The organism is Plantactinospora sp. WMMB334 (assembly GCF_049179095.1).
In the GTDB taxonomy this organism is placed as follows: domain Bacteria; phylum Actinomycetota; class Actinomycetes; order Mycobacteriales; family Micromonosporaceae; genus Plantactinospora.
Genome location: NZ_JBMHME010000002.1, coordinates 637,276 through 658,561, shown reverse-complemented (window position 1 = coordinate 658,561; position 21,286 = coordinate 637,276). Strand labels below are relative to the sequence as shown.

At 72.7% G+C, this 21,286-nt stretch carries 13 protein-coding genes; 7 read left to right on the top strand and 6 right to left on the bottom strand.

The window, feature by feature from the left end; genetic code table 11:
• Positions 1–25 precede the first annotated feature (25 nt).
• From ACN27G_RS02805 to fxsT, 4 genes are all read left to right on the top strand, one after another.
• Entirely contained in the window at positions 26–4,228 is a 4,203-nt protein-coding gene (locus ACN27G_RS02805) for a polymorphic toxin-type HINT domain-containing protein (RefSeq protein WP_421491213.1), read from the top strand.
• A 13-nt stretch (positions 4,229–4,241) separates the two neighbouring features.
• Positions 4,242–4,763: a hypothetical protein gene (locus ACN27G_RS02800; protein ID WP_421491212.1), complete on the top strand. Its 522-nt coding sequence runs from the start codon at positions 4,242–4,244 to the stop codon at positions 4,761–4,763.
• A 338-nt stretch (positions 4,764–5,101) separates the two neighbouring features.
• Positions 5,102–6,331, top strand: a complete 1,230-nt coding sequence (locus ACN27G_RS02795; RefSeq protein WP_421491211.1) for a TIR-like protein FxsC — start codon at positions 5,102–5,104, stop codon at positions 6,329–6,331.
• 14 nt (positions 6,332–6,345) lie between these two features.
• Positions 6,346–10,398 carry an FxSxx-COOH system tetratricopeptide repeat protein gene (gene fxsT, locus ACN27G_RS02790; RefSeq protein ID WP_421491210.1) on the top strand — a complete coding sequence of 1,351 codons (4,053 nt, stop codon included), beginning with the start codon at positions 6,346–6,348 and terminating at the stop codon, positions 10,396–10,398.
• Here fxsT and ACN27G_RS02785 read toward each other — a convergent pair.
• Genes ACN27G_RS02785 through fxsA form a run of 3 tightly spaced genes read right to left on the bottom strand, consistent with a single transcriptional unit; the run spans position 10,367 to position 13,595 of the window.
• Entirely contained in the window at positions 10,367–12,202 is a 1,836-nt protein-coding gene (locus ACN27G_RS02785) for an HEXXH motif domain-containing protein (RefSeq protein ID WP_421491209.1), read from the bottom strand. The two genes, fxsT and ACN27G_RS02785, sit on opposite strands and share 32 nt — an antisense overlap.
• Positions 12,180–13,412 (bottom strand): FxsB family cyclophane-forming radical SAM/SPASM peptide maturase, encoded by a 1,233-nt coding sequence (locus ACN27G_RS02780; protein ID WP_421497206.1) that lies wholly within the window; start codon positions 13,410–13,412, stop codon positions 12,180–12,182. The genes ACN27G_RS02785 and ACN27G_RS02780 overlap by 23 nt, the downstream gene beginning before the upstream one ends.
• A 12-nt stretch (positions 13,413–13,424) precedes the next feature.
• A complete protein-coding gene (gene fxsA, locus ACN27G_RS02775; protein WP_421491208.1) occupies positions 13,425–13,595 on the bottom strand; it encodes an FxSxx-COOH cyclophane-containing RiPP peptide in 171 nt (56 codons plus the stop codon).
• Between the two features lie 234 nt (positions 13,596–13,829).
• On the opposite strand from fxsA, the gene ACN27G_RS02770 reads away from it, so the two are divergent.
• Positions 13,830–14,384, top strand: a complete 555-nt coding sequence (locus ACN27G_RS02770; protein WP_421491207.1) for a hypothetical protein — start codon at positions 13,830–13,832, stop codon at positions 14,382–14,384.
• Positions 14,385–14,390: 6 nt separating this feature from the next.
• On the opposite strand, the gene ACN27G_RS02765 is transcribed toward ACN27G_RS02770, so the two are convergent.
• On the bottom strand, positions 14,391–16,898 hold the full coding sequence (locus ACN27G_RS02765; protein ID WP_421491206.1) for a SpoIIE family protein phosphatase: 2,508 nt from the start codon (positions 16,896–16,898) through the stop codon (positions 14,391–14,393).
• Positions 16,899–17,503: 605 nt separating this feature from the next.
• Between ACN27G_RS02765 and ACN27G_RS02760 the strand changes: the two genes are divergently transcribed.
• Both ACN27G_RS02760 and ACN27G_RS02755 read left to right on the top strand, forming a co-directional pair.
• Positions 17,504–18,418: a SigB/SigF/SigG family RNA polymerase sigma factor gene (locus tag ACN27G_RS02760; protein ID WP_421491205.1), complete on the top strand. Its 915-nt coding sequence runs from the start codon at positions 17,504–17,506 to the stop codon at positions 18,416–18,418.
• 52 nt (positions 18,419–18,470) lie between these two features.
• On the top strand, positions 18,471–20,297 hold the full coding sequence (locus ACN27G_RS02755) for a glycoside hydrolase family 15 protein (protein WP_421491204.1): 1,827 nt from the start codon (positions 18,471–18,473) through the stop codon (positions 20,295–20,297).
• A 43-nt stretch (positions 20,298–20,340) separates the two neighbouring features.
• On the opposite strand, the gene ACN27G_RS02750 is transcribed toward ACN27G_RS02755, so the two are convergent.
• Positions 20,341–20,706, bottom strand: coding sequence for a hypothetical protein (locus tag ACN27G_RS02750; RefSeq protein ID WP_421491203.1), 366 nt, complete (start codon positions 20,704–20,706; stop codon positions 20,341–20,343).
• Between the two features lie 25 nt (positions 20,707–20,731).
• Positions 20,732–21,196, bottom strand: a complete 465-nt coding sequence (locus tag ACN27G_RS02745) for a PRC-barrel domain-containing protein (protein WP_421491202.1) — start codon at positions 21,194–21,196, stop codon at positions 20,732–20,734.
• Positions 21,197–21,286: the final 90 nt, after the last annotated feature.

Below are 21,286 nucleotides of genomic sequence, written 5' to 3'. Positions count from 1 at the left end.
TCGACGTCGAGGAGACGTGATCACGATGAGCAGCACACCGGTCCGCACGGATCGCGGTCGCCCCGCGGTCGCCGCCCTGACGGTGCTCGCCGTCCTGCTCGCCCTGGTCGGCGTGCCGCGTACCGCGCCCGCCAAGGCCGACCCGCCGGCCACCGGCTGCGACCGGGACGCCGTGGTGATGGCCTGGCGCACCGGTGGCTCGCAGGTGCGCGTCGCCGCCGAGCAGGCGCTGCTCGGCGGCGACGCGGACATCTGCGCCTTCCTGGACTCCGGCTGGAGCCAGCGCGGCCGGGTCGACGACCGGCTCGGCGTCAACCAGATGATGGCCGTCGGCGGCCCGGCGGTACGCGGTGCCGCCCAGCGTGCGCTGGACGCGACCGACCCGGCGGCGCTCGGCGCCTTCCTGGAGTCCGGCTGGCAGCAACCCTGGTGGACCGACCAGCGGGTACGCGTCGACCAGATGATGGCCTCCGGCGGCGCGCAGCTGCGGGCGGCCGCGCAGCGGGCGCTGGACGCGACGGACCCGGCGGCGCTCGGTACCTTCCTGGACTCGGGGTGGCGGCAGCCGCACCTGACCGACCAGCGGCTGCGGGTCAACCAGATCCTGTCGACCGGTGGCCCGCAGGTGCGCATCGGCGCGCAGCGGGCGCTGGACGCCGGCACCGTCGAGGCGCTGACCAGGTTCATCGACGTCGACTGGGCGGTGGCGGCAGCCCGCGACCAGGAGACGCAGACGCTGACCGACCTGGTCCGCGCGGCGGAGGTGGCGGGCGCCCGCGCCGAGGCGGAGACCCGGGCGGCCCGGGCCGAGGCGGATCGGGCGGTGGCGGAGGCGGCGGCGGCCCGACAGGCGGCGCGGGCGGCGGCGGAGGCGACCGCCCGGGCCCAGGACGACGCGGTCGAGGCGGCGGCCGCCTCCCGGCGCGCCGCCGACGCGGCGGACCGGGCGGCGCACGCGGCCCAGCAGGCGGTCGGCGCGGCACGGGCGGCGAGCGCGGCGGCCCGGGTGGCCGCCGGTGCCGCGGCGCGGGCGGCCACGGCCGCGTCCCGGGCCGGGCAGGCGGCGTCCCGGGCGTACCACTCGGCGGCGCTGGCCGCGACGGACGCGTCAAAGGCGAGCCAGGCGCGCGCCATCGCCGGTTACGCCCGGGACATCGCCGTCGGGGCGCAGCGGGCGGCCGAGGCGGCGGCCGCGGCCGGGGTGGCGGCCCGGCACGCCGGGGAGGCGGCGTCGGCGGCCGCCTCGGCCGGCCAGCACGCGGCCGACTCGGCCGAGGCGGCGATCGAGGCGGGCAACTTCGCGGCCAGCGCCGGTGCCGACGCCTCGGTGGCCCGGGCCGCCGCCGCCCGGGCCAGGGCCAACGCGGATCGGGCGACCCGGGCGGCACAGGCGGCCGTCGCCTTCGCCGGCACCGCCGCGAACGCGGCGTTCGCGGCCCGGGACGCGGCCAACCGCGCGGCCGCGAACGCGAACGCCGCCGCGGCCGCCGCCGAGGACGCGGCCGACCACGCCGGAAACGCGGCCGAGGCGGCGGTCCGGGCCACCAACCACGCCAACGCGGCGGTACGGGCCGCGGAGGCCGCCGTCGACGCGGCCACCCAGGCCAACGTGGTGTACGAGGCGGCCCGCGCCGCCGACGCCGAACGCCTGAGGATCAGCACCGAGCAGGGCCGTGAGGCCGCGCTCGCCGCCGCCGCCGAGGTGAACCGGCTGGAGGTCCGGGCCGGTTGGGACGCCGCGCAGGCGGCCCGCCGCTCGGCGGAGGTCGACCGGCTGATCGCCGAGGCGACCGACCCGGCGACGCCCGAAGCGGTGGCGGTACGCGGCGCGCGGCAGGTCGCCCTCGCGCTGGCCGGCGCCGACGGGGCCTGGACCCGGGCGGCGGCCCTCGACGCGCTGGCCGGCGCCGACGCGATCGCGCTGGAGTTCGTGCACGCCGGGGTCGTGGCAGCGGCCGGCCAGGACGACCGGGCGACCCTCTCCGGCCTGATGGCCACCGGCAGCCCGGCGATGCGGGCCGGCGCACAGGCGGCGCTGGACGGCTCGGACGCGGACGTCGCGGAGTTTCTCCGCACCCGCGACTATCCGGGGCGTGCCGCCGAGGACCGGCTGGCGGTCAACCAGGTGCAGGCGGCGGCCCGGGACGCCGGCGACGTGGTCACGGTGGAACACGCGCAGCGGGCGCTGGACGCGGGCACCGGCGAGGCGCTGCGGCAGTTCCTGGAGGTCGGCCGGTTCACTGCGGCAGCGGCCGACCAGCGGGTCGAAGTCAACCAGATCCTGGCCGCCGCCGGCGGCGGCCCGGAACTCAAGGCCGCCGCGCAGATCGCGCTGGACGGACCACCCGCCTTCCTGGCCCACTTCCTGGATGTCGAGCGGCATGCGGCTGCGCAGCGCGACCAGGACGCGGCCGCGCACGACGAGGTGGTTTCCGCGCTGCTGGCCCAGGCCGCCGAGGTGGCCGCGGTCGCGGTGCAGAGCGCGTTGGAGGCGCAGGCCACGGCGGCCACCGCCCGGAACGAGGCCGGCAGGGCCGCCGACTACGCCCGGCAGGCGGCCGAGTCTGCCGCGCGGGCCGCCGACCACGCCCGGCGGGCGCAGCAGTCGGCCGCGCGGGCGCAGGAGGCCGCGAACCGCGCCGCCGCCTCGGCCCGGACCGCCGTCGCGGCGGCGAACTCGGCCAACGCCTCCGCGAGGCGGGCCGCCCGCTCGGCGGCCTGGGCGCACGCCTCCGCCGAGCACGCCGCCAGCTACGCCTCGGAGGCGTTCACCTCCGCCACGAACGCGTACCACGCGGCGATCGCGGCGCAGAAGGACGCCGAGCAGGCCCGGGCCGCGTACGCGGAGGCGTTCCACGCCGCGAAGCAGGCCGCCGCCGACGAGGTGGCGGCGTGGGCGTACCAGCAGGGTCTGCGGTGCGAGGCGGTGAACATCGACAAGGAGACCTGCCTCAGCAACGTCGAGAAGATCGTCAAGGATCCGGCCAAGGTCGCCTACCTCAACGCAGGCGTCTGCGAGCTGCTCTACCAGGAGGGCAGCCAGGCGTACGACGCCTGCCTGCGGGACGTGCTGAACCCACAGTTCGAGCTGAACCAGGAGCTGACCCTGGTCACCGCGGTCCTGACCATGGCGACCGCGCTCTTCACGGCACTGGCGGCGGCCGAGATCGCGGTGCTCGCCGGGGTGGCCGTCGCGGTCGGGATCGCCTACTGCGTCGGTGTCTGCGCCGCCCTGCTACAGGCGTTCACCCCGATCCTGGCGCCGGAACTCGTCGGCCTGCCGACGGCCGGTGTCGGCGTGGTCGCCGGTACGGCGGTCAGCGTGCGTACGGCGGCGATGCTGGAGCGGGCCGCGGTCGAGGCGCAGGCCCAGAACGGCGCCTTCGCCCGGCTCGTCTCGGCGATCAAGCTCTGCGGCCGCAACAGCTTCACCGCCGGTACGCCGGTGCTGCTCGCCGACGGCACGAGCCGCCCGATCGAGCAGGTCCGGGTCGGCGACCGGGTGCTCGCCACCGATCCCGCCACCGGCACCACCAGCGCCGAGCCGGTCACCGACATCCTCACCGGTGCCGGCGTCAAACGCCTGGTCGAGGTCACGGTCGATCCCGACGGCCGGGGCGGCGTGGCCCCGACGACGCTGCGGGCCACCGCCGAACATCCGTTCTGGGTGGCCGACCTCCGGCAGTGGGTGGAGGCGGGCGAGTTGCGCGTCGGGCAGTGGTTGCGGACCGGCGCCGGAAGCTGGGTCCAGATCACCCGGACCGGGCACCGGACCGAGCCGGCCACCGTGCACAACCTCACCGTCGCCGTGCACCACACCTACTACGTGGGCAGGGGTGCCGGTGCGGTACTGGTGCACAACTCCTGCCGCGACTACGTGTGGGCGCCGGTGCCCGCGCCGGTCGACGTGCTGCCGGCGCAGTACCGGTGGCATCCGAGCCAGGGGATACCGGTCATCGGCCGCTGGCCGGAGAACGCCGTCGTGCGGGAATGGCCGGGACACGCCTTCTTCGACATCCCGCGTCCGATGTGGAACGCCCAGTTCAACGACGCCTGGATCCAGTCGATCGTCAACCAGCGCGGTACGGTCTACGTGGGCTCGCTGACCAAGGGAAACTACTGGCACAAGGGTCGGCACGAGCCGTCCACCTTCGCGCGGGAGATCCAGCAACTGCTGGACAACGGATACCGGTGGCAGGGCGACCACCTCGTCCCACCGCCGCGGTAGGAATCGGCGGGTGATGTCGAGACCCACGGTGACGCACCTGCTCGGCCGGCAGTTCGACGGCTATCTTGCGGTCGGGCTGCCGGACGGGCGGGACGCCGTGGTGGAGTCCGTGGTTCTCGACTATCTCGGGGCTCCGGCGGGCGAGCGGCGGCGGATGCTGGAGGCGGTCCGGCCGAGGGCGGCGGGCGTGCTCAGCGCGTACGGGCAGCGGATGGCGGCGATCGCGGTCCGGACCGGATCGGTCCTCCCGCTGCGCCGGGCGGTCGTGGCGCTCGGCATGGCGGACGCCCGGCTGCCGGACCCCCGGGACAATCTCGTCGTCCTCGCCGCGGTGAGCCACAGCGCGCGGATCCTCGGCAGCACCCTGAGTCGGATTCTCGACGATGTCCGGCGCCATCTGCCGGAGCCGGCGCACGCCACGTTCCGGGCGTTCGTCGCCGGCAACGCGGGGCACGATTCACTCTCGGCGATGGGGCTGGCCGCGTACGGCTCGACGGACGATTTCCGGTACGGCAGCGGGCCCACCACGCCGTGACCTGGACGCGGTTCCCTCATTAGCCGAGGGTGCCGCCGGGCGCTGCCAACCCGACCCGGACCGCTTCACCGCCCTCCCGTGTCGGCGACCCGGTGCTCCGTGCCCCATCGGTGCACCCGCTCGACAGTATGCGCACAGGTCACTTCCCGAGGCCGGCCGTCCGCCCCACCCGTTCTTGATCGGTTTCGGTTCGTTCTTTCACCAGCCGTTATTGATCAATTCGCGTACCCGTACCCGGTGACGGGACCCTCTATACTCGGCGCCACGCCCCCGCACAGTGAGGATGGATCACCAATTCAGATCTGCCCGGCCACGGGCCACGCACCCTCGGAGGTCAAGTGCTCTACTTCTTCCTCAGTTACGCGCGAGGTGAGGAGGATGAACTTGTCCAGCGCTTCTTTCAGGACCTCAGCAAGGAAGTGCGACTCCGGGCCGGTTTGCCCGGCGATGCGGTGGTCGGCTTCGTCGATCGGAGCATCCAGGTGGGCGAGCGTTGGCCCCGACAGCTCTCCGAAGCGCTCTCCTCATGCCGATCATTTCTCGCACTCATGTCGCCGCGCTACTTCAAGAGTCCGTCCTGCGGCCAGGAGTGGCAGGCATTCGCCGACCGCACACATCGCTATGAGTCGGTAACAAAGGCAGACTCCTCGCTCCTCAAACCACTGATGTGGGTTCCGACCGTACCGTCGAAGATGCACCCGGTCGCCGAGCCCATCCAATACTTCTCCGACGCGCTCGGCGACACCTACCGGCAGTTGGGCATTCGACAGCTCATGCGACTGCAACGGCTCCGGGACGACTACCGCGCGTTCACGTTCGAACTAGCCGAGCAGATCGTCAACAGCGTGGAGACGCACCGGTTGGCCGAGAGTGTTGCGGCGGCCGATTTCGCGACCCTGCCGAGCGCCTTTCACCGTAATCTCTGGGAGTCGGATGGCGATTCGAGCCTGGACGATAGGCCGTTTACGACACACATCGTCGTGGTGGCACTGCCACGCGTCGACATGGGCACCGTGCGCACCGCGCTCGACGTGTACGGCGACCGCGCCATCGACTGGGCGCCATACCGGCCACCGCTGTTGAGCCCGCTTGTCGAGTACGCGTGCAGGATCGCCGAGACTCACAGCGTCAATGTCCGGGTAGCCAGCCTGGACGAGCTTTCGATCCGAGCCGCGCACGCGCACCGGCACAACCAGATCATCGTGCTGCTGGTCGACGCCTGGGTGACCCGGTTCGACGAAATACAGCGTGCCCTGACGAGCGGGGGAAACGACCGGGTGCCGATCACCGCGGTTCTCATCCCGAAAAGCCGCGACGACCCGGAAACCCGCCAGCAGTGGCCGGATCTGTCGATGGCATGCCGGGGCATGTTCGGCAAATTGGCCAACGACGACGAACTGTACCGCTCGGCGATCCCGACCCACGTGGCCTTTGGCCAAGCACTTCCCGACGTCCTCGAGGCCGCGCGGAACCGCGTGCACAGCGTGGGTACGGTGAAGCGAGTGCTGGAGGGGCCGGTGAGCACCGAACACGCACGTGTGGACGGCCCCTGGATGAATCCGAGCTGACAGAAGGTGTGCAGGTGACATCCGCGAACACGACCACGCCAGGAAGCGGTCCGAGACCTCCCGGCAGCATTATCACGTTCTACTCGTACAAGGGCGGGGCGGGCCGGACGATGGCCTTGGCCAATGTGGCCTGGATCCTCGCCAGTTCCGGTCAACGGGTCCTCGCCGTTGACTGGGATCTGGAGTCGCCGGGCTTGCACCGCTATTTCCATCCCTTCCTGCTCGACAAGCACCTTCAATCGTCGCGCGGTGTGATCGACATGGTCCGCGACTACGCCGACGCGATGCTCGAGCCGCTCGCCGACAACGAGGATCCGGGCTGGATCTCGGCCTATTCCGACGTGCTGCGCTTCGCGGTTTCGCTGGACTGGAACTTCGAGCCACCCCCGGCGGGTCCGGGCGAGGAGCGCCGCAAGGCCGGTTACCTCGACCTGCTTCCCGCTGGGCGGCAGGATTCGACGTACACCACGGCGGTCGTCACCTTCGACTGGTCCGCGTTCTTCGAACGGCTCGGCGGGAACGTCTTCCTCGACGCACTCGCGAAGAGCATGCGGGACAACTACGACTACGTGCTCGTCGACAGCCGCACCGGGGTCGGTGACGGCGCCGGCATCTGCACGGTCCGGCTGCCCGATACCGTGGTCGCCTCATTCACGATGAACGAGCAGAGCATCGACGGTGCGGTGGCGGTGGCTCGCTCGATCATGCGCCAGCGCGATGGCAGGAAGACCCGGCTGCTGCCCGTGCCGATGCGGGTGGAGGACGCCGAGCAGGTCAAGCTCGAGGCCGGCCGGGATCACGCCCGGCGCAGCTTCGCAACCTTTCTGCCCCGGCTGACCGCAGAGGAGAGCGACGAGTACTGGGGCGACATCGAGATCCCGTACAAGCCCTTCTACGCGTACGAGGAGATCCTCGCGCCGTTCGGGGACCGGTCCCGGCAGGAAGGCACCCTGCTCGCCGCATACGAGCGCCTGACCCGGGAAGTCAGCAACGGCCGCGTGGCGCAACTGACCCCGATGGAGGAACGCCAGCGCCGACGCTGGCTGCCGGCCTTCGAGCGGGTGCGCGCCGGTACCGGGACGGATCTGCTGATCAGCTATGCGGCGGTGGACCGGATGTGGGCGGAGTGGATCGCCGGCGAGCTGACCAAGACCGGCCTGCGGGTGATCATGCGGGAGGTGGACTTCTCCGCCGCCGGCGTGGAAACCGACGTCAGCGGACCGGAGGGCGCGGGGCAGATCATAATCCTGCTCTCCCAGGACTATGTGCAGTCCCCCAACGCGGCCGAGCTGTGGAACAAGACCATCGACCGGGAGCCGCTGGACAGTCGCCGCTACCTGGTCGCGGTCCGGCTCGACAACGCCCGGATGCCCGCCCCGTTCACCGAACGCGAGCCGGTCGAACTCGCCGGGCTGAGCGAGGAACGGGCCCGCGAACGGCTGATGGAGGCATTCGACCGCCCCCGGCCGCAGCGCCGGGACGAGTCCGCGCCCGAGCCGGGCGTCGGACAACGCCACCGCTTTCCCAACTCCGAGCCGCCGATCTGGAACGTGCCCCCGCGTAACGTCGCCTTCCACGGCCGCCGGGCTCTGCTCGAGGACATCCGCAACCGGTTGTCCACCACGGAGACCGTGGTGCTGCCCCAGGCACTGTACGGTCTCGGCGGGGTGGGCAAGACCCAGACCGCCCTGGAGTACGCGCACCGGTTCCGCGCCGACTACGACGTGGTGTGGTGGATCTCTGCCCGGCAGCCGAGCGTGGTACGCGCCTCGCTGGCCGAACTCGCCGAGCAGCTCGGCGTGGCGGCCGGCAGCAGCGTCTCCGAGCGGGTGACCGACGTGCTCAACGCGCTGCGCCGGGGCCAGCCGTACCGGCGGTGGCTCATTGTTCTCGACAACGCGGAGGATCCCGCCGAACTGCGGGACATCCTTCCGCAGGGGCCCGGGCACACTCTGGTGACCACCCGTAACCAGGCGTGGGCCGAAAAGGCGAAGACGGTGGAAGTGGGAGTCTTCAGCCCGATGGAGAGCACCGCGTTCCTCCGGCGCCGGGCGAATCACCTCTCCGAGTCCGAGGCTTCCGTGGTCGCCAGGCGCCTCGGCGACCTGCCGCTCGCCGTCGAGCAGGCCGGGGCCTGGCTGGCGACCACCGGCGAACCGGTGGAGCAGTACCTCGAGCGGCTCGAACGCCAGCTCCCGCAGATGCTCTCCGAGGAGCTGCCACCTGATTACCAGGAGACCGGTGCACAACCGTGGCTGGTTTCACTGGAGAGCCTGCGCGAGCGGAGCCCGGCCTCGGCGAAGCTCCTTGAGATCTGCGCGTTCTTCGCCGCCGAGCCGATCCCGATGTGGCTGGTCTACAGCGAGCGCTTCGTGTCGGTGCTGGTGCCGTACGACCCGACGCTGCGCGACCCGGTGCTGATGGGGAGGGCGATCCGGGAGATCGGCCGGTACGCGCTGGCCCGGATCGAGGCCGGGCGGTCCGGCGTCCGGGCCGACCAGTGGCGGCGGGCCGGTGACTCCGACGACACCGGGCAGACGAGCATCCAGTTGCACCCGCTGGTCCAGGCGGTGATCCGGGCCTCGCTGCCACCGGAGGAGGCGGCCGGCAACCGCGAGCACGTGCACGCGATCCTTGCGGCCGCAAACCGGAAGGACCCGGACCGGCCGGAGAACTGGACCCTCTACTCGGACCTGTGGCCGCACATCGTGCCGCCGGGCACGATGGGCTCCGAACAGCCCGAGGTGCGCCAACTGCTTCTTGACATGGCGCGTTACCTCTGGAAACGCGTCGACTACACCACCTGCGAGGAGCTGGCCACCGCCAGCATCGCGCAGTGGCAGCAACGGTTCGGCGCGGACGACCCGCAGACGCTGCTGATGCGCTTCCACCTCGCCAACGTGCTGCGGCTGCGGGCGCAGTATCCGGCCGCGCACGAGATCGACCAGGACGTGCACCAGCGGCTGCTCCGCACGCTCGGCGGCGACCACCCGTACACGCTGATGGCGGCCGGCAGCCTCGCCGGCGACCTGCGCGCGCTGGGCCGCTTCGTCGAGGCGCGCGACCTCGACGAGCAGACCGAGCCGCTGGCCCGGGACGTCTTCGGCGAGTTCAACCCGCTTGCGCTGAACGCGGCGCACAACCTCGCCGTGTCGCTGCGGCTGGTCGGTGACCTGCGCCGGGCCCTGCAACTCGACGAGGACACCTTCAACCGGCGCCGCGCCGTGCTCGGCGACCGGCACCCCAATACCCTCTACAGTGCCGGCAACTACGGACGCGACCTGCGCGACATCGGCGACCTGCACGAGTCGCGCCGGGTGCTGGAGCAGACCGTGGAGGCGCACCGGGAGGTGCTCGGCGAGGAGCACCCGGAGACGCTACGGGCTATCAAGAACTACGCCGTGACGCTACGGAAGATCGGAAAGTTCGCGCAGGCGCACGCCCTGAGCGAGGAGACGCTGAACCGCTCGCGGCGGCTCTTCCAGGGCCCGGACCACCCCGACGTCCAGGCATGCGCGATGAACCTCGCCTGCGACGACTCCGCGCTCGGCAACGACGAGGCGGCGCTGCACCGCGCCCAGCCGGTGTACGAGTGGTACCGGCAGACCATGGGCGACAACCACCTCTTCACGCTCGCGTACGGGAGCAACGTCGCCATCTTCCTGCGCAAGAGCGGGGAGACGGACCGGGCGTACGAGCTGAACAAGGACATGGTGCAGCGCTTCACGGCGGTGGCCGGGGCGGACCACCCGTACACGCTGGCCGCCCGGATCAACCTCGGCAACTGCCTCTACCACCAGGGTGACTACCCGGCGGCCCGCCGCACCGACGAGCAGGACTACGAACTGCTCCGGCAACTCCTCGGCCCCGACCACCCCGACACGCTGGCGGTCGCCAACAACCTGGCGACGAGTCTCACCGCCGACGGCGACCGGGCCGCGGCACAGGAGCTGCGCCGCTCGGTGCTACCCACGTTCCGCCGGGTCCTCGGCGACACCCACCCCAACACGATCGCGCTGACCGAGGAGAACCGGCTCAACTGCGATCTGGAGCCGCCTCCGACGTAGCGGCGACAGGCGTACGGCGTGGCTGGACGAGCGGTCCCCAGGTCCGCTCGCCCGCGCCGTCCTCGTCGCAGGTCACCGGCTCCAGCCAGCGGGCCAGCTCCAGCGGGTCGGCCTCGCGGCCCCGGCGGCGCAGTTCGGTGTGCACGGCGAGGCAGAGTTCGGGAGAGTCGAGCCGCACCGGATACCGTTCGTCGCGCTGGCAGGCCAGGATCAGGCCGATCCACGCGTCCAGCGGATCCTCGCCCACCGCGATCTGCGCCCGGTACGCGTCCCGGGCCGCTGCCAGGTCGCCGCCGACCAGCGCCAGGTCGCCGACGGAGAAGCCCGGGTCCGGCTCCCGGCAGAGTGCGGCGAACCGCGCCGGATCGGTCAGCCCGAGCCGGGTCAGGTCCAGCCGGGCACTGAAGGTGAGCAGCCGCTCCGCCCGGGGTTCGACGCGCACCTCCACCCAGCGGGCCGGGCACGGCTCTCCGGCATCGAAGAGGTCGGCGAGCCGGAGCACGGCCGCCCGGTCCGGCCGCCGGTTGCGCAGCCGCCAGCCCACCCAGTGGTCGGCGGCGGCGTCCCGGGCCAACTGCTGTGCCAGCGGCGAGGCCGGTTCGCTCCACCACAGCTCCTGCACCGCCCGCATCGCCGTGAGGAATCGCCGTCCGGGTGCGGTGAACCGGTCCGCCCTGACGAGGGTGTCATGGGTCCGCCAGACCCTGTCCCGCCAGCGGACGAACTCGGCCTCCGCGAGCTGGGCCGGGCCTCCGGTCAGGACGGTGCGCTGGACCCGCCAGAAGTCGGTGACCGCCAGGAACGCGTACACGCCCTGGAGGACGGCACCGAGCGGCCGGGGGTCGTCGCGCCAGGGCGCGTAGTAGCGGGGTCGCTCGTCCCGCTGGTACAGCTCGACGACGTCGAGCACGGCACCGAGCTTCGCGTGCTGGAACTCGTGCACCAGGCCGAGCCCGAGGGCGATGCCGTCGGCGGGCCGGGTCATCGCCGTGGCACCGAAGGCGTCCATGCTTGTCACGTTCACCCCGGCGGTGCTGTGCGGCGCGTCCAGCGGCACCACCGTGGTCAGGCCGGCGGCGATGCCTTCGGCGTATTGGCGATGGTGCCGGGTCAGCATCGACCACGCCGAGGTGAGCGCGGTTTGCCAGTGCCGTACCTCGACCTCGTCGAGCCGGGCGGCCGCGCCGAGTTGGTGCCGGTCCCGGAACGGGTCCAGGTCGTCGAGGAGCAGCGTTACGTCGAGTCCTTCGCTCTCGGCCCGCAGCGTCCGCACCGCCAGCCAGTTCTCCGTGTCGCGTCCCGGTTCGGCGGGTACGGTCGCCGCCCCGACCCGCAGGACGCCGTCACGGTGGCGGACGACTGCCGGCCCCGACGGGTCGACCCGGGCCATTCCCCGGCCGGGGAGCACGAGCGTGCCGTCGCGCGGGGTGAGGGTCAGGTCGAAGTCCAGGCCGGCGCGGGCCGCCGCCTCCACCGCCACGCCGCCGAGATAGTCGAGATCCGCCGGTGCGGCCGCGCCGTCCCGGCCACGACGCAGCCGCCGGAGCTGCTCGGCCAGCCAGGTGCCCAGGTGCGGGTGGGCGAGGGCGGCCGGCCCGAGCTCGGGCCGGCGGCGGGTCGCGGCGACCAGGAGCGCGAAGTGCTCGTGTACGGGGCTCCGCTCCGGCAGCCCGTCCAGCAGCAGTCGCAGATGCAGCATCCGCTTGCTCAGCTGGCCGGCGCGCAGCCGGTCGATGAGCGCCGGGTCGGCCAGGCCGCGGCCCAGTTGGTCGAGTTCGGCGTCAGCCAGGTGATGCGTGTGCATGGGTACCATCCCTCAGGCCGGTCAGATCACTGCGGAGCCGCGCCACGACGTGGCGAATCAGCCGCTCCAGGTCCGCGCAGTACACCGAGGGGTTGGCGAAGCCGGACGCCGCACGGTAGCGGTGAGGGTAGTAGCCCCCGCCGCAGACCAGATGCACGGCACACCGCCGGCAGTCGTCGGCAAGTCCCGCCGCCCCGGCCTGGCGCGCGCGCACCTGCGGATGGTGCATCGCGGCGTCGAGGGGATCGGCGAAGACGGTCAGGTCGGTACGGACGGCGCCCGGGTACGTCGACCGTAACGTGTCGACCTGCTCGTAGGCGCCGTCCACATTGATCACCACGGTGGCGACGGGACTCAGTCCCACCGTCTCGGTCCGGCTGGGGGCACCGAACGACAGGCGGATCAGCTCCTCGAAGAGGCGCACCCTGGTCTCCTGCACGGGTGCGCCGTACTGCCGGTCGAAGACCGCGATCAGCCAGTCGCCGTACCGGGTGGTGCCGGGGTGCCAACCGGGGGGCGGACGGTCCCAGTGCGCGTGCGGCAGCAGGAAGTCCACAATCGGCGGGTCGTATTCCAGCAGTGCCTCGTAGGTGTGCACCGGGTCGTTCTCGACGTCCACCACGCAGAGGATGCCGGCGAAGACCTCCGGCCGGGCACGTAGCATCCGCAGGGCCCGGTCCACCGCCGGAAAGCTGCTTCGCCCGTCGCGGTAGCGCCGGTGCCGGTCGTTGGCGGCCCGACCGCCGTCGAGGCTCACCCCGACGCGTATCCCGGCGGCGGCGAGCCGATCCAGGTCGGCGTCGGTCAACAGCACGCCGTTGGTCTGCACCGCGACCTCGGCGACGGTCCGCTCCGGCAATGTCGTACGCAGCCGGCCGGCCCGCTCCGCCAGCAGCGCGGAGCCGGCGAGCATCGGCTCTCCGCCGTGGAACACTACTCGTACCCCGGCGAGTCCGTGCGTGCCGGCGTGCTCGGCGATCCGCTCGCAGGCACGGTCGAAAACGGCACCGTCCATGATCGCGGGCGCCCTGCGGGCGCTCTGGTCGGCCAACTCGTACATGTAGCAGTAGTCACAGGCCAGGTTGCAGCGCGACTGCAACTTGACGACGTATTCGCGGAACGGAACCCCTCGCCCCTCCGCACGGACAGCCGGCGGCGTCGAGCGGGTCGGCTCCGTGGGCCGGTTCGTGGCGGGTGGTCGGGGAGGCACTGGCGGCATGGCCTACATGGCCGAGTTCCACCCGGCCACCACGTCGTGGGGCTCTTCGATGTCTTCGAGGATCCTCCGCAACGAGCCGACGAAGACGGTCTGCGGCAACTCGTTGAGCTTGGCCAGGCTCACGCCGGTCAGATCGACAAGGTCGAAGTGAGCACTCTCGGCCGAAGGTTCCATGCAACCCACCCTGGGTGATCGGTACTGCCCCTAGCATCCGACAATTCGGCGCATTACGCCGAAGGACACGCCAATCGCAGAGCAAATGTTAGCGGTCTTGATGCCCCGGCGAGGACCGACCCGACGGCCGGCAATCATGCCATCACGTGCGACCGTCCGCCGGAGGATCGTGTTTGGCTCGTCCGGTGGAGGTTAGTCGCAGGTCCGCCCATCGAAGGAGCGGAGGTTTGGCTGATGGATGACCCGGCGACACCCCCGATGCGGACCGGTGACGAGATCATTCCGCGCCAGTTGGACATCGCCGCCGTCCAGGGCGAGGCGTACCGGCTGGCGGTCGAGGCGATGGCTGTCGAGAACGGCATCCGGGAGGCCCGTGCCGGCGGCTACCTGATCGGCTTCAGCACCGGGGCCGCCGAGGGCACGTACGCGGCCCGGGACGGCCGGCTCGTCTGGACCGAGCCGCCCCCCGGCGCGAACACCCACCTGACGGTCGTGGTCGCCGACGCCGGTGACGGCCGGTTCGTGCCACAGCTCGACGTCACTCTCACCGTCCTCTCCGACGGGGACGGGCTGTTCACCACCGACCTGCCCTTCCTGTGGCACCCGTTCCTGCACCAGTACGGAACCAACGCCAGGGTGCCCGGCGAGGGCCCGTTCGACGTGGCCGTCCGGGTGGGAGTGCCCCGGTTCGTACGTCAGGATCCCGTGGACGGTCGGCACTTCGCCGAGCCTGCGGAGGTTTCCTTCCTGGAGGTCCGGTTCCGGACCGGCGTCAGGCGGCGCCGGTAGGCCAGCTCACCGCCGGCGGGCGCCGCCGGTGCCGCCAGACCTGCCAGCGCCCCCGCTGCCGGCGGCCCCGCTGCCAGCGCCCCCGCTGCCAGCGCCCCCGCTGCCAGCGCCCCCGCTGCCAGCGCCCCCGCTGCCAGCGCCCCCGCTGCCGGCGGCCCCGCTGCCGGCGCTGGCGCTGCCGGTGTCGGTGGGGCCGGCGCTGCCGGTGCGGAAGCGGGCGAGCAGCACGCAGAGGTCGTCGCCGTGGGCGGCCCCGTCGAGCAGGGCGGTGACCGCCTCCGGCCGGATCCGGGCTCCGGCGTGGACGATCCGATCCAGCAGCGATGACCGGTCCCCCGGCGGCCGGTGCGCCAGTCCATGGGTGTGTAGCAGCAGGCGGTCGCCGGAGCGGACCGCCAGCGTCCCCTCCCGGTACGCGGCTGCCGGGTCGGTGCCCAGCGGCGGGCCGACGGTGCCGGCCAGCACGGAGCCGGGGTCTCTGCCTCGGAAGTGAACCGGGGCTGCCCGCCCGGCGGCCGCCCAGCGGAGGCAGCGGCCGGCCGGGGTGTACCGGGCCAGCACGACGCCGGCCGTCAGCCCGGGACGGTCGAACCGGAGCAGGGCGTTGGCGGATGCGAGGATCTCGGCCGGTTCCTGCCGCACCAGCGCGTACGAGCGGAGCGCCTGCCGCACCCGCCCGGCATCGACCACGGCCTCGGTCTCCTCCCCCGGCACGTGTCCCACCACCAGCAAGATGTCGCCGCCGGGCAGCTCCGCGGCGTCGTACCAGTGGGCACCGGCGCTCCGCCGCGCCGGTGTGCCGGCGCCGTCCGCGATCACGTCCGGGCCGGCCAGTGGCTCCGGTGCCGGCAGCGTGGCCGCGGCGCGGCCGTCCCGGGCGGCGGCCGCCCGGCGTTGTCCGGCCAGGACCACGTCGTGCTGGCGCATCCGCGCCCGCAGCAGCCGCTCCTCGGTGACGTCCTGGACCGTGCCGACGAGCATCGCCGCGTCACCCGCGCCACTTCCGGGCGACTCCACGCCGACCCGCAGCGACCGGCCGGCGAGCCGTCCGGTCCCACGGAACTCCTGATTCGCCCGCACGTCGCCGTTCCCGGCCGGCGGCTCCGCCAGCAGCCGTCGTGCCGCCGCCCGGTCCGCCGGGTGCAGCTTGTCGACGACCGTGTCGAGCGTGCTGAGTCCCCCGTCGTCGACACCGAGAAGTTCCCGCAGGTACGGCGAGAGGTGCAGCACGCCGTCCGACGGATCCCGGCGGAACGAGCCGACCCCGGAGACCGCCTCGGCCCGCAGCAGCTGCTCGTAACTGGACTCCGCCGTCGTGTGCGGATGCCACACCAGCAGTACCTTGTCCGCTACCGCGGCGATCCGGGCGCTGAGGCTGTCGCTGGCCCGGCCGCACAGGTCCGCCGGGCGCAGCCGGACCGGGTCCAGATGGCGCAGCGACGTCCCGGCCAGCGCCTCCCGGCAGGCGGTCAGAAGGTCCTGGCTGCCCGCGTACGGGAACAGCGAGAGCAGTGTCGCGCCGGCCAGGTCGATCCCGGCCTCCCGGCAGAGCGCCTGCGCGTACGTGTTCGCCCGGCTCACCCGGAAGTCGGCGGCGACCGGGGAGCCGGTCCGCAGCGGGCTCAGCAGTACCGCCGGGTTGTGCATCGCCTCCAGCGGGATGGGCAGCCACGGCTCGCCGAACTCCGGGAAGCTCTCCGGGCCGGCCGCCAGTTCCCGGGCACGCGCGCCGACCGGGCCGGCCAACGCGAACAGATAGCGCTCCGCGCCGGCCTCCAGCTCCAACGGGCCGGACCAGCTCAGGCCGACGCTGCCGATCACCTCGTCGCCGTCCGTCAGCGGCAACGCCAGCGCCGCCGACGGCGGGTCGCTGCTGTCGGCCAGCGCCGGGAACTCCTGCTTGACCTCGCCCGGGGTGTTCGCGACGACCGGTGCCCGGCAGCGCACCGCCCGGGTCACCGGAACCTCCAACTGCGGCGGCATGCGCTTCCACTGCGACCGCTGCACCACGGTCATCCCGTGCCCACCGAGCAGGCGCAGTGCGCCGTCCGGCTCCAGCCCGCAGATCAGCACCGCCCGCGGCTGCGGCCAGCCTGGTGTCGCCGGCACCAGCGCCTCGGCGAGTTCGTCGTAGTCCCGCGCCGCCGCCGCCCGCGCCCCGACGATCTGGTGGTGGCTGTGCAGCGCCTCCACCGCCGGGGGACGCGCCTGCGGCGGCACCGGCCGGCGGGGCTGCCGGAGCGACAGTTCCTCGGCCACCCGTATCCGCAACTCCTCGGCTACCACCGGCTCGGGTGCCGGGGACGCCGGCTCGGGGGTGGCGGTGCCCACCACGGCGGCGGCCACCCCGGTGACCTTGGTGTTCGTGTCCTGGGACAGCCGTAGCAGGTGGTCGAACGCCTGCTCCGGCGGTACGCCGAGCCGGGCCGCCATGACGCCCTTGGCCTGCTCGATCATGGCGCGGTGCCGCATCGCCCGCCGCAGCCCGGCGACCTCGGCACGGAGCCGTGCCACCGTGGCCTCCAACGAACGCGCCGCATTCTCCCGGTCGGACAAGGTGCGTCTCCCTCCTGGCGCGCCGGAAGGCTGCTTCGCGGTGCCTCCTGCAATCCCTTCGGAAGGTCTCCCCCTCGACGAGGTTTCCTCGCAGAAAGGTTTTCCCGGTGAAGGCCGGGATAACGTGTAGTTGCCGGCACAATCGCATCACAGGTGTGTAACAGGGACTTCTCCGGCAACCGCACCGCCCGGCGCGGGCCAGCGACTGGGAGCCCGGCGCGCAGACGGCCGACGGACGGCGGTCCGTGCATACGCGACCGCACGGTTCTGTGACAGCTGTGTGACAGCGGGCGGCCGTGGCCCGCCCCGGGCGTCGGATGGGATAGCGTTCGGTGGAGCCGCCGGAGCACGAGTTCCCCGGAGCACGACGCTCCGATTCCCCGGAGCACGACGCTCCGAGCGGTCGACTCGACAGGCGAGCGGGTTCGGCAGCGCGCCGTCCGCCGCCTGACGGCACTCGAGACCAGGGTGCCCCTGCCCACGGCCCTTCCGGCCGGGCGTCACCTCGACACCGCGCCCCCGCGCGCGCCGAGGACGCCGGCCGCTGCCCGCAGGAGTACCCCATGACCACCGCCGTCACCCCGCGCGCGGCCACCGCCGCCCGCCCGACCGCCCCACGACCCAGCCGGTTCGATGCGACCGAGCGTGCCCGCACCGAGGCGAGGATCGATCGCCTGCTGCACCGCATGTGCGCCGAGCCGCCCGGCTCCGAGACCCGGGCACGCCTGCGCGAACAGGTGATCACGCTGAGCCTGCCGATCGCGCACCGGCTGGTGCGCCGCTACCGCAACCACGGCGAGCCCTTGGAGGACCTCTGCCAGGTGGCGGCCCTCGCGCTGGTCAACGCCGTCGACCGGTACGACCCGGCGGTGGGCGAGCACTTCCTCGGCTTCGCCATCCCCACCATCCTGGGCGAGGTCAAACGGCACTTCCGGGACTTCACCTGGATGGTGCACGTGCCCCGCCGGTTCCAGGAGCTACGCCGGCGGATCGCCGCCGCCTCCGACGTGCTGGCGCAACGTCTGCACCGCTCGCCCACCCTCGCGGAGCTCGCGGACCACCTGGCCGTCGCCGAGGAGGAACTCATCGACGGCCTCTACGCGGCCACCTGCCACGACGCCCTGTCGCTGGACGGGCCCGGCGTACGCACGGAGGTCCTGCTCGACGGGGTCGGCGACGACGACCCGAGCTACCGGCGGGCCGAGGCCCGTCTGGTCGTCCATCCCGCGCTCTGCACCCTGCCCGAACGCGAAAGGACGATCATGTATCTGCGGTTCTTCGAGAACCTGTCGCAGACGCAGATCGCCGCCCGTGTCGGGATGTCCCAGATGCATGTCTCCCGGTTGATCCGCCAGTCCCTGGAGCAGCTCCGCGAACACCTGTCCGCCGACACCGACACCGAGACCGAGACCAACCCCGACACCGGCACCGGGCCCGAACCGGCAACGCCACCCGGCACCGGACCCGGCACCGCGTGACCGCTGCCCGGAAAGGACCACCGGTCGGTCACCGCTTGGAGAGGATGGGGAGATGTCCCTGCCGCTGGAGGATTACGCGTTCGTCGGCAACACCCGGACCGGGGCCCTGATCGGCCGCGACGGCAGCGTCGACTGGCTCTGCCTGCCGCGCTTCGATTCGGACGCCTGTTTCGCCGCGCTGCTCGGCGAGCCGGCGCATGGGCGCTGGAGCCTGTCACCCGCCGGCCGGACCGGCGCGACCAGACGCTATCTCGGCGACAGCCTCGTACTGGCCACCGACTTCACCACCGAGGGCGGCGCCGTACGGGTGACCGACTGCATGCCCGTGGAGGGCGCGCACGACAGTCTGATCCGGCGGGTCGAGGGAGTGCGGGGCAGTGTCGAGGTGGAGACCGAGATACGGCTACGGTTCGACTACGGGCTCACCGAGCCGTGGCTGCGCCGGGACGGCGACCGGGTCACGGCCATCGCCGGCCCGCACACGGTCGCCGTCGACTCGCCCGTGCCGCTCCAGTTCCGGGACGGCACCCTCTCCGGGCACTTCCGGCTGCACGCGGGCGACTCCGTCGACCTGTGCCTGACGTACCTGCGGCACGGTGAGTCCGCCGGACCGGTCCCGCCCGCCGCCGCCGCCATCGCGGGCGCCCGGAACTGGTGGCAGGGCTGGGCGGACCGGTGCACCGTGGGCGGCCGGTACCGGGACCCGTTGATCCGGTCGCTGCTCACGCTGAAGGCGCTCACCTACGCGCCGACCGGCGGGATCCTCGCCGCGCCCACCACCTCGCTGCCCGAGCGACTCGGCGGCGTCCGCAACTGGGACTACCGGTACTGCTGGATCCGCGACGCCACCTTCACGCTGCTCGCCTTCCTCGACGCCGGATACACCCGGGAGGCGGTGGCGTGGCGGGAGTGGCTGCTCCGCGCGGTCGCGGGGCGCCCGGACCAGATGCAGATCATGTACGGCCTGCACGGCGAGCGACGCCTGACCGAGATGGAGCTGGACTGGCTGCCCGGATACGCCGGTTCCACACCGGTGCGGATCGGCAACGCCGCCGCCGGCCAGTTCCAGCTCGACGTGTACGGGGAACTGATGGACGCCCTGCACCAGGCCCGGTCCAGCGGCATCGAGCCCGATCCGGACGCCTGGCGGGTGCAACGGGATCTGCTGGACTTCCTGGAGTCGCGCTGGAGCGATCCCGACGAGGGCATCTGGGAGATCCGTGGGCCGCGCCGGCACTTCACCCACTCGAAGGTGATGGCGTGGGTGGCGGCGGACCGCGCCGTCAAGGACGTGGAGCGGTTCGACCTGGACGGGCCGGTGCCGCGATGGCGTCGGCTGCGCGCCGAGATCTTCGACGAGGTCTGCGCCAAGGGGTACGACGCGGGCCGCAACACCTTCACCCGCTCGTACGGCTCACCGGAGGTCGACGCCGCGCTGCTGCTGATGGCACCCGTCGGCTTCCTGCCGGCCACCGACCCCCGGATCGTCGGCACCGTCGCCGCCATCGAGCGGGACCTGTGCCGGGACGGCTTCGTCCAGCGCTACCGGCACGAGCCCCACCCCGGAGCGGGGCACGGCCGGGACACCGGGGCGGACGGCCTTCCGCCCGGCGAGGGCGCGTTCCTCGCCGCCAGCTTCTGGCTCGCCGACAACTACCTGCTTCGCGGCGACCTCGGCCGCGCCCGGGCCACCTTCGAACGCCTGCTGGAGGTCGGCAACGACGTCGGCCTGCTCGCCGAGGAGTACGACGTGGACGCCGCGCGCCTGGTCGGCAACTTTCCGCAGGCCCTGTCGCACCTGCAGTTGGTGAACACCGCGCTCAACCTCACCCAGGCGGCGGGGCCGGCCCGGCACCGCGCCGAGGAGGCGCGGCGCTGAGCCACGCCCGCGCCGTCAGTGCTCCGCCGTCGTTGCTCCGCCGTCAGTGCTCCGCCATGAGCTGGTCACGGCCCACCCGGAGAAACACCGTCGGGTCGTCGACCTCGGAGATCTGGTCGGCCGCGACGTAGCGGTCCACGCCGTGCACCCCGGTGCCGATCACCCGCAGGTAGCCGCCGGCCATCAACCGCTCGGCCTGGTGGTGTTGCAGGTCGGGTGCGTCCCCGCCGAACACGCCCGCGGCCCAGCCGTCCGTCTCCCGGTCGGGCCGGATGCCGCCGCCCGCCGGCCTGTCGCCGACGGTGACCTGGGTGACGGTGCCCACCATCTCCCCTTCGGCGTCCACGACCCGCATGCCGGCGCGGACCTTGCCGATCGGGCGGCCCGGCCCGTCGGACAGGTCGGTCATCGACGTCCACCTCCTTTCCGCGGGGTCACCCTCGGGTGCCGCCGTGCCGCACCTCCCCGGTCGCCGCCGGACGGGACGGGTGGTACGGGAAGCCGGAATACAGGTAACCGGGGGTCCAGAACGGCGGGTAGCCGTAGTAGCCGTAGAGGCTCTCGTAGTACGGCTGCTGGTCGACCAGGTCGGGGTCGTAGCGGGGCGCGCCCGCCACCCGCTCCCGCGCCTGCTCCACCGTCACCTCGTCGTCGGAGACGCCCTCGACCGCCTCCACCGGAATGAAGGACGGTGTGGCGCCGAAGCCGAAGATCCCGCCGTGCTCGACGCGCAGGAAACGGATCCGCCCCTCTCCGGCGTCGACCAGCAGTTCCTCGACCGTGCCCAGTTCCTCTCCGTCGGTGTCCCGGACCTTTCGACCACGGACGTCCTCGGCCGGGTCGGCCAGCATGCGGTCCGAGTCCGGGAGCCGGACCAGGGTCGCCCTCTCGTCTGCCATGACCTCTTCTCCTTCGAGTCCTGGGGACGGGTGATCCGGGCCGGGCCATCCCGCCCCGCTCAGTCCGGACGGTCGCCGGCGCGGCTACCC

Coding starts and splice junctions, on each gene's coding strand:
- ACN27G_RS02805 (WP_421491213.1), top strand. CDS start 26: ATGAGCAGCACACCGGTCCGCACGGATCGCGGTCGCCCCGCGGTCGCC.
- ACN27G_RS02800 (WP_421491212.1), top strand. CDS start 4,242: ATGTCGAGACCCACGGTGACGCACCTGCTCGGCCGGCAGTTCGACGGC.
- ACN27G_RS02785 (WP_421491209.1), bottom strand. CDS start 12,202: ATGCACACGCATCACCTGGCTGACGCCGAACTCGACCAACTGGGCCGC.
- fxsA (WP_421491208.1), bottom strand. CDS start 13,595: ATGGAACCTTCGGCCGAGAGTGCTCACTTCGACCTTGTCGATCTGACC.
- ACN27G_RS02770 (WP_421491207.1), top strand. CDS start 13,830: ATGGATGACCCGGCGACACCCCCGATGCGGACCGGTGACGAGATCATT.
- ACN27G_RS02760 (WP_421491205.1), top strand. CDS start 17,504: ATGACCACCGCCGTCACCCCGCGCGCGGCCACCGCCGCCCGCCCGACC.
- ACN27G_RS02755 (WP_421491204.1), top strand. CDS start 18,471: ATGTCCCTGCCGCTGGAGGATTACGCGTTCGTCGGCAACACCCGGACC.
- ACN27G_RS02750 (WP_421491203.1), bottom strand. CDS start 20,706: ATGACCGACCTGTCCGACGGGCCGGGCCGCCCGATCGGCAAGGTCCGC.
- ACN27G_RS02745 (WP_421491202.1), bottom strand. CDS start 21,196: ATGGCAGACGAGAGGGCGACCCTGGTCCGGCTCCCGGACTCGGACCGC.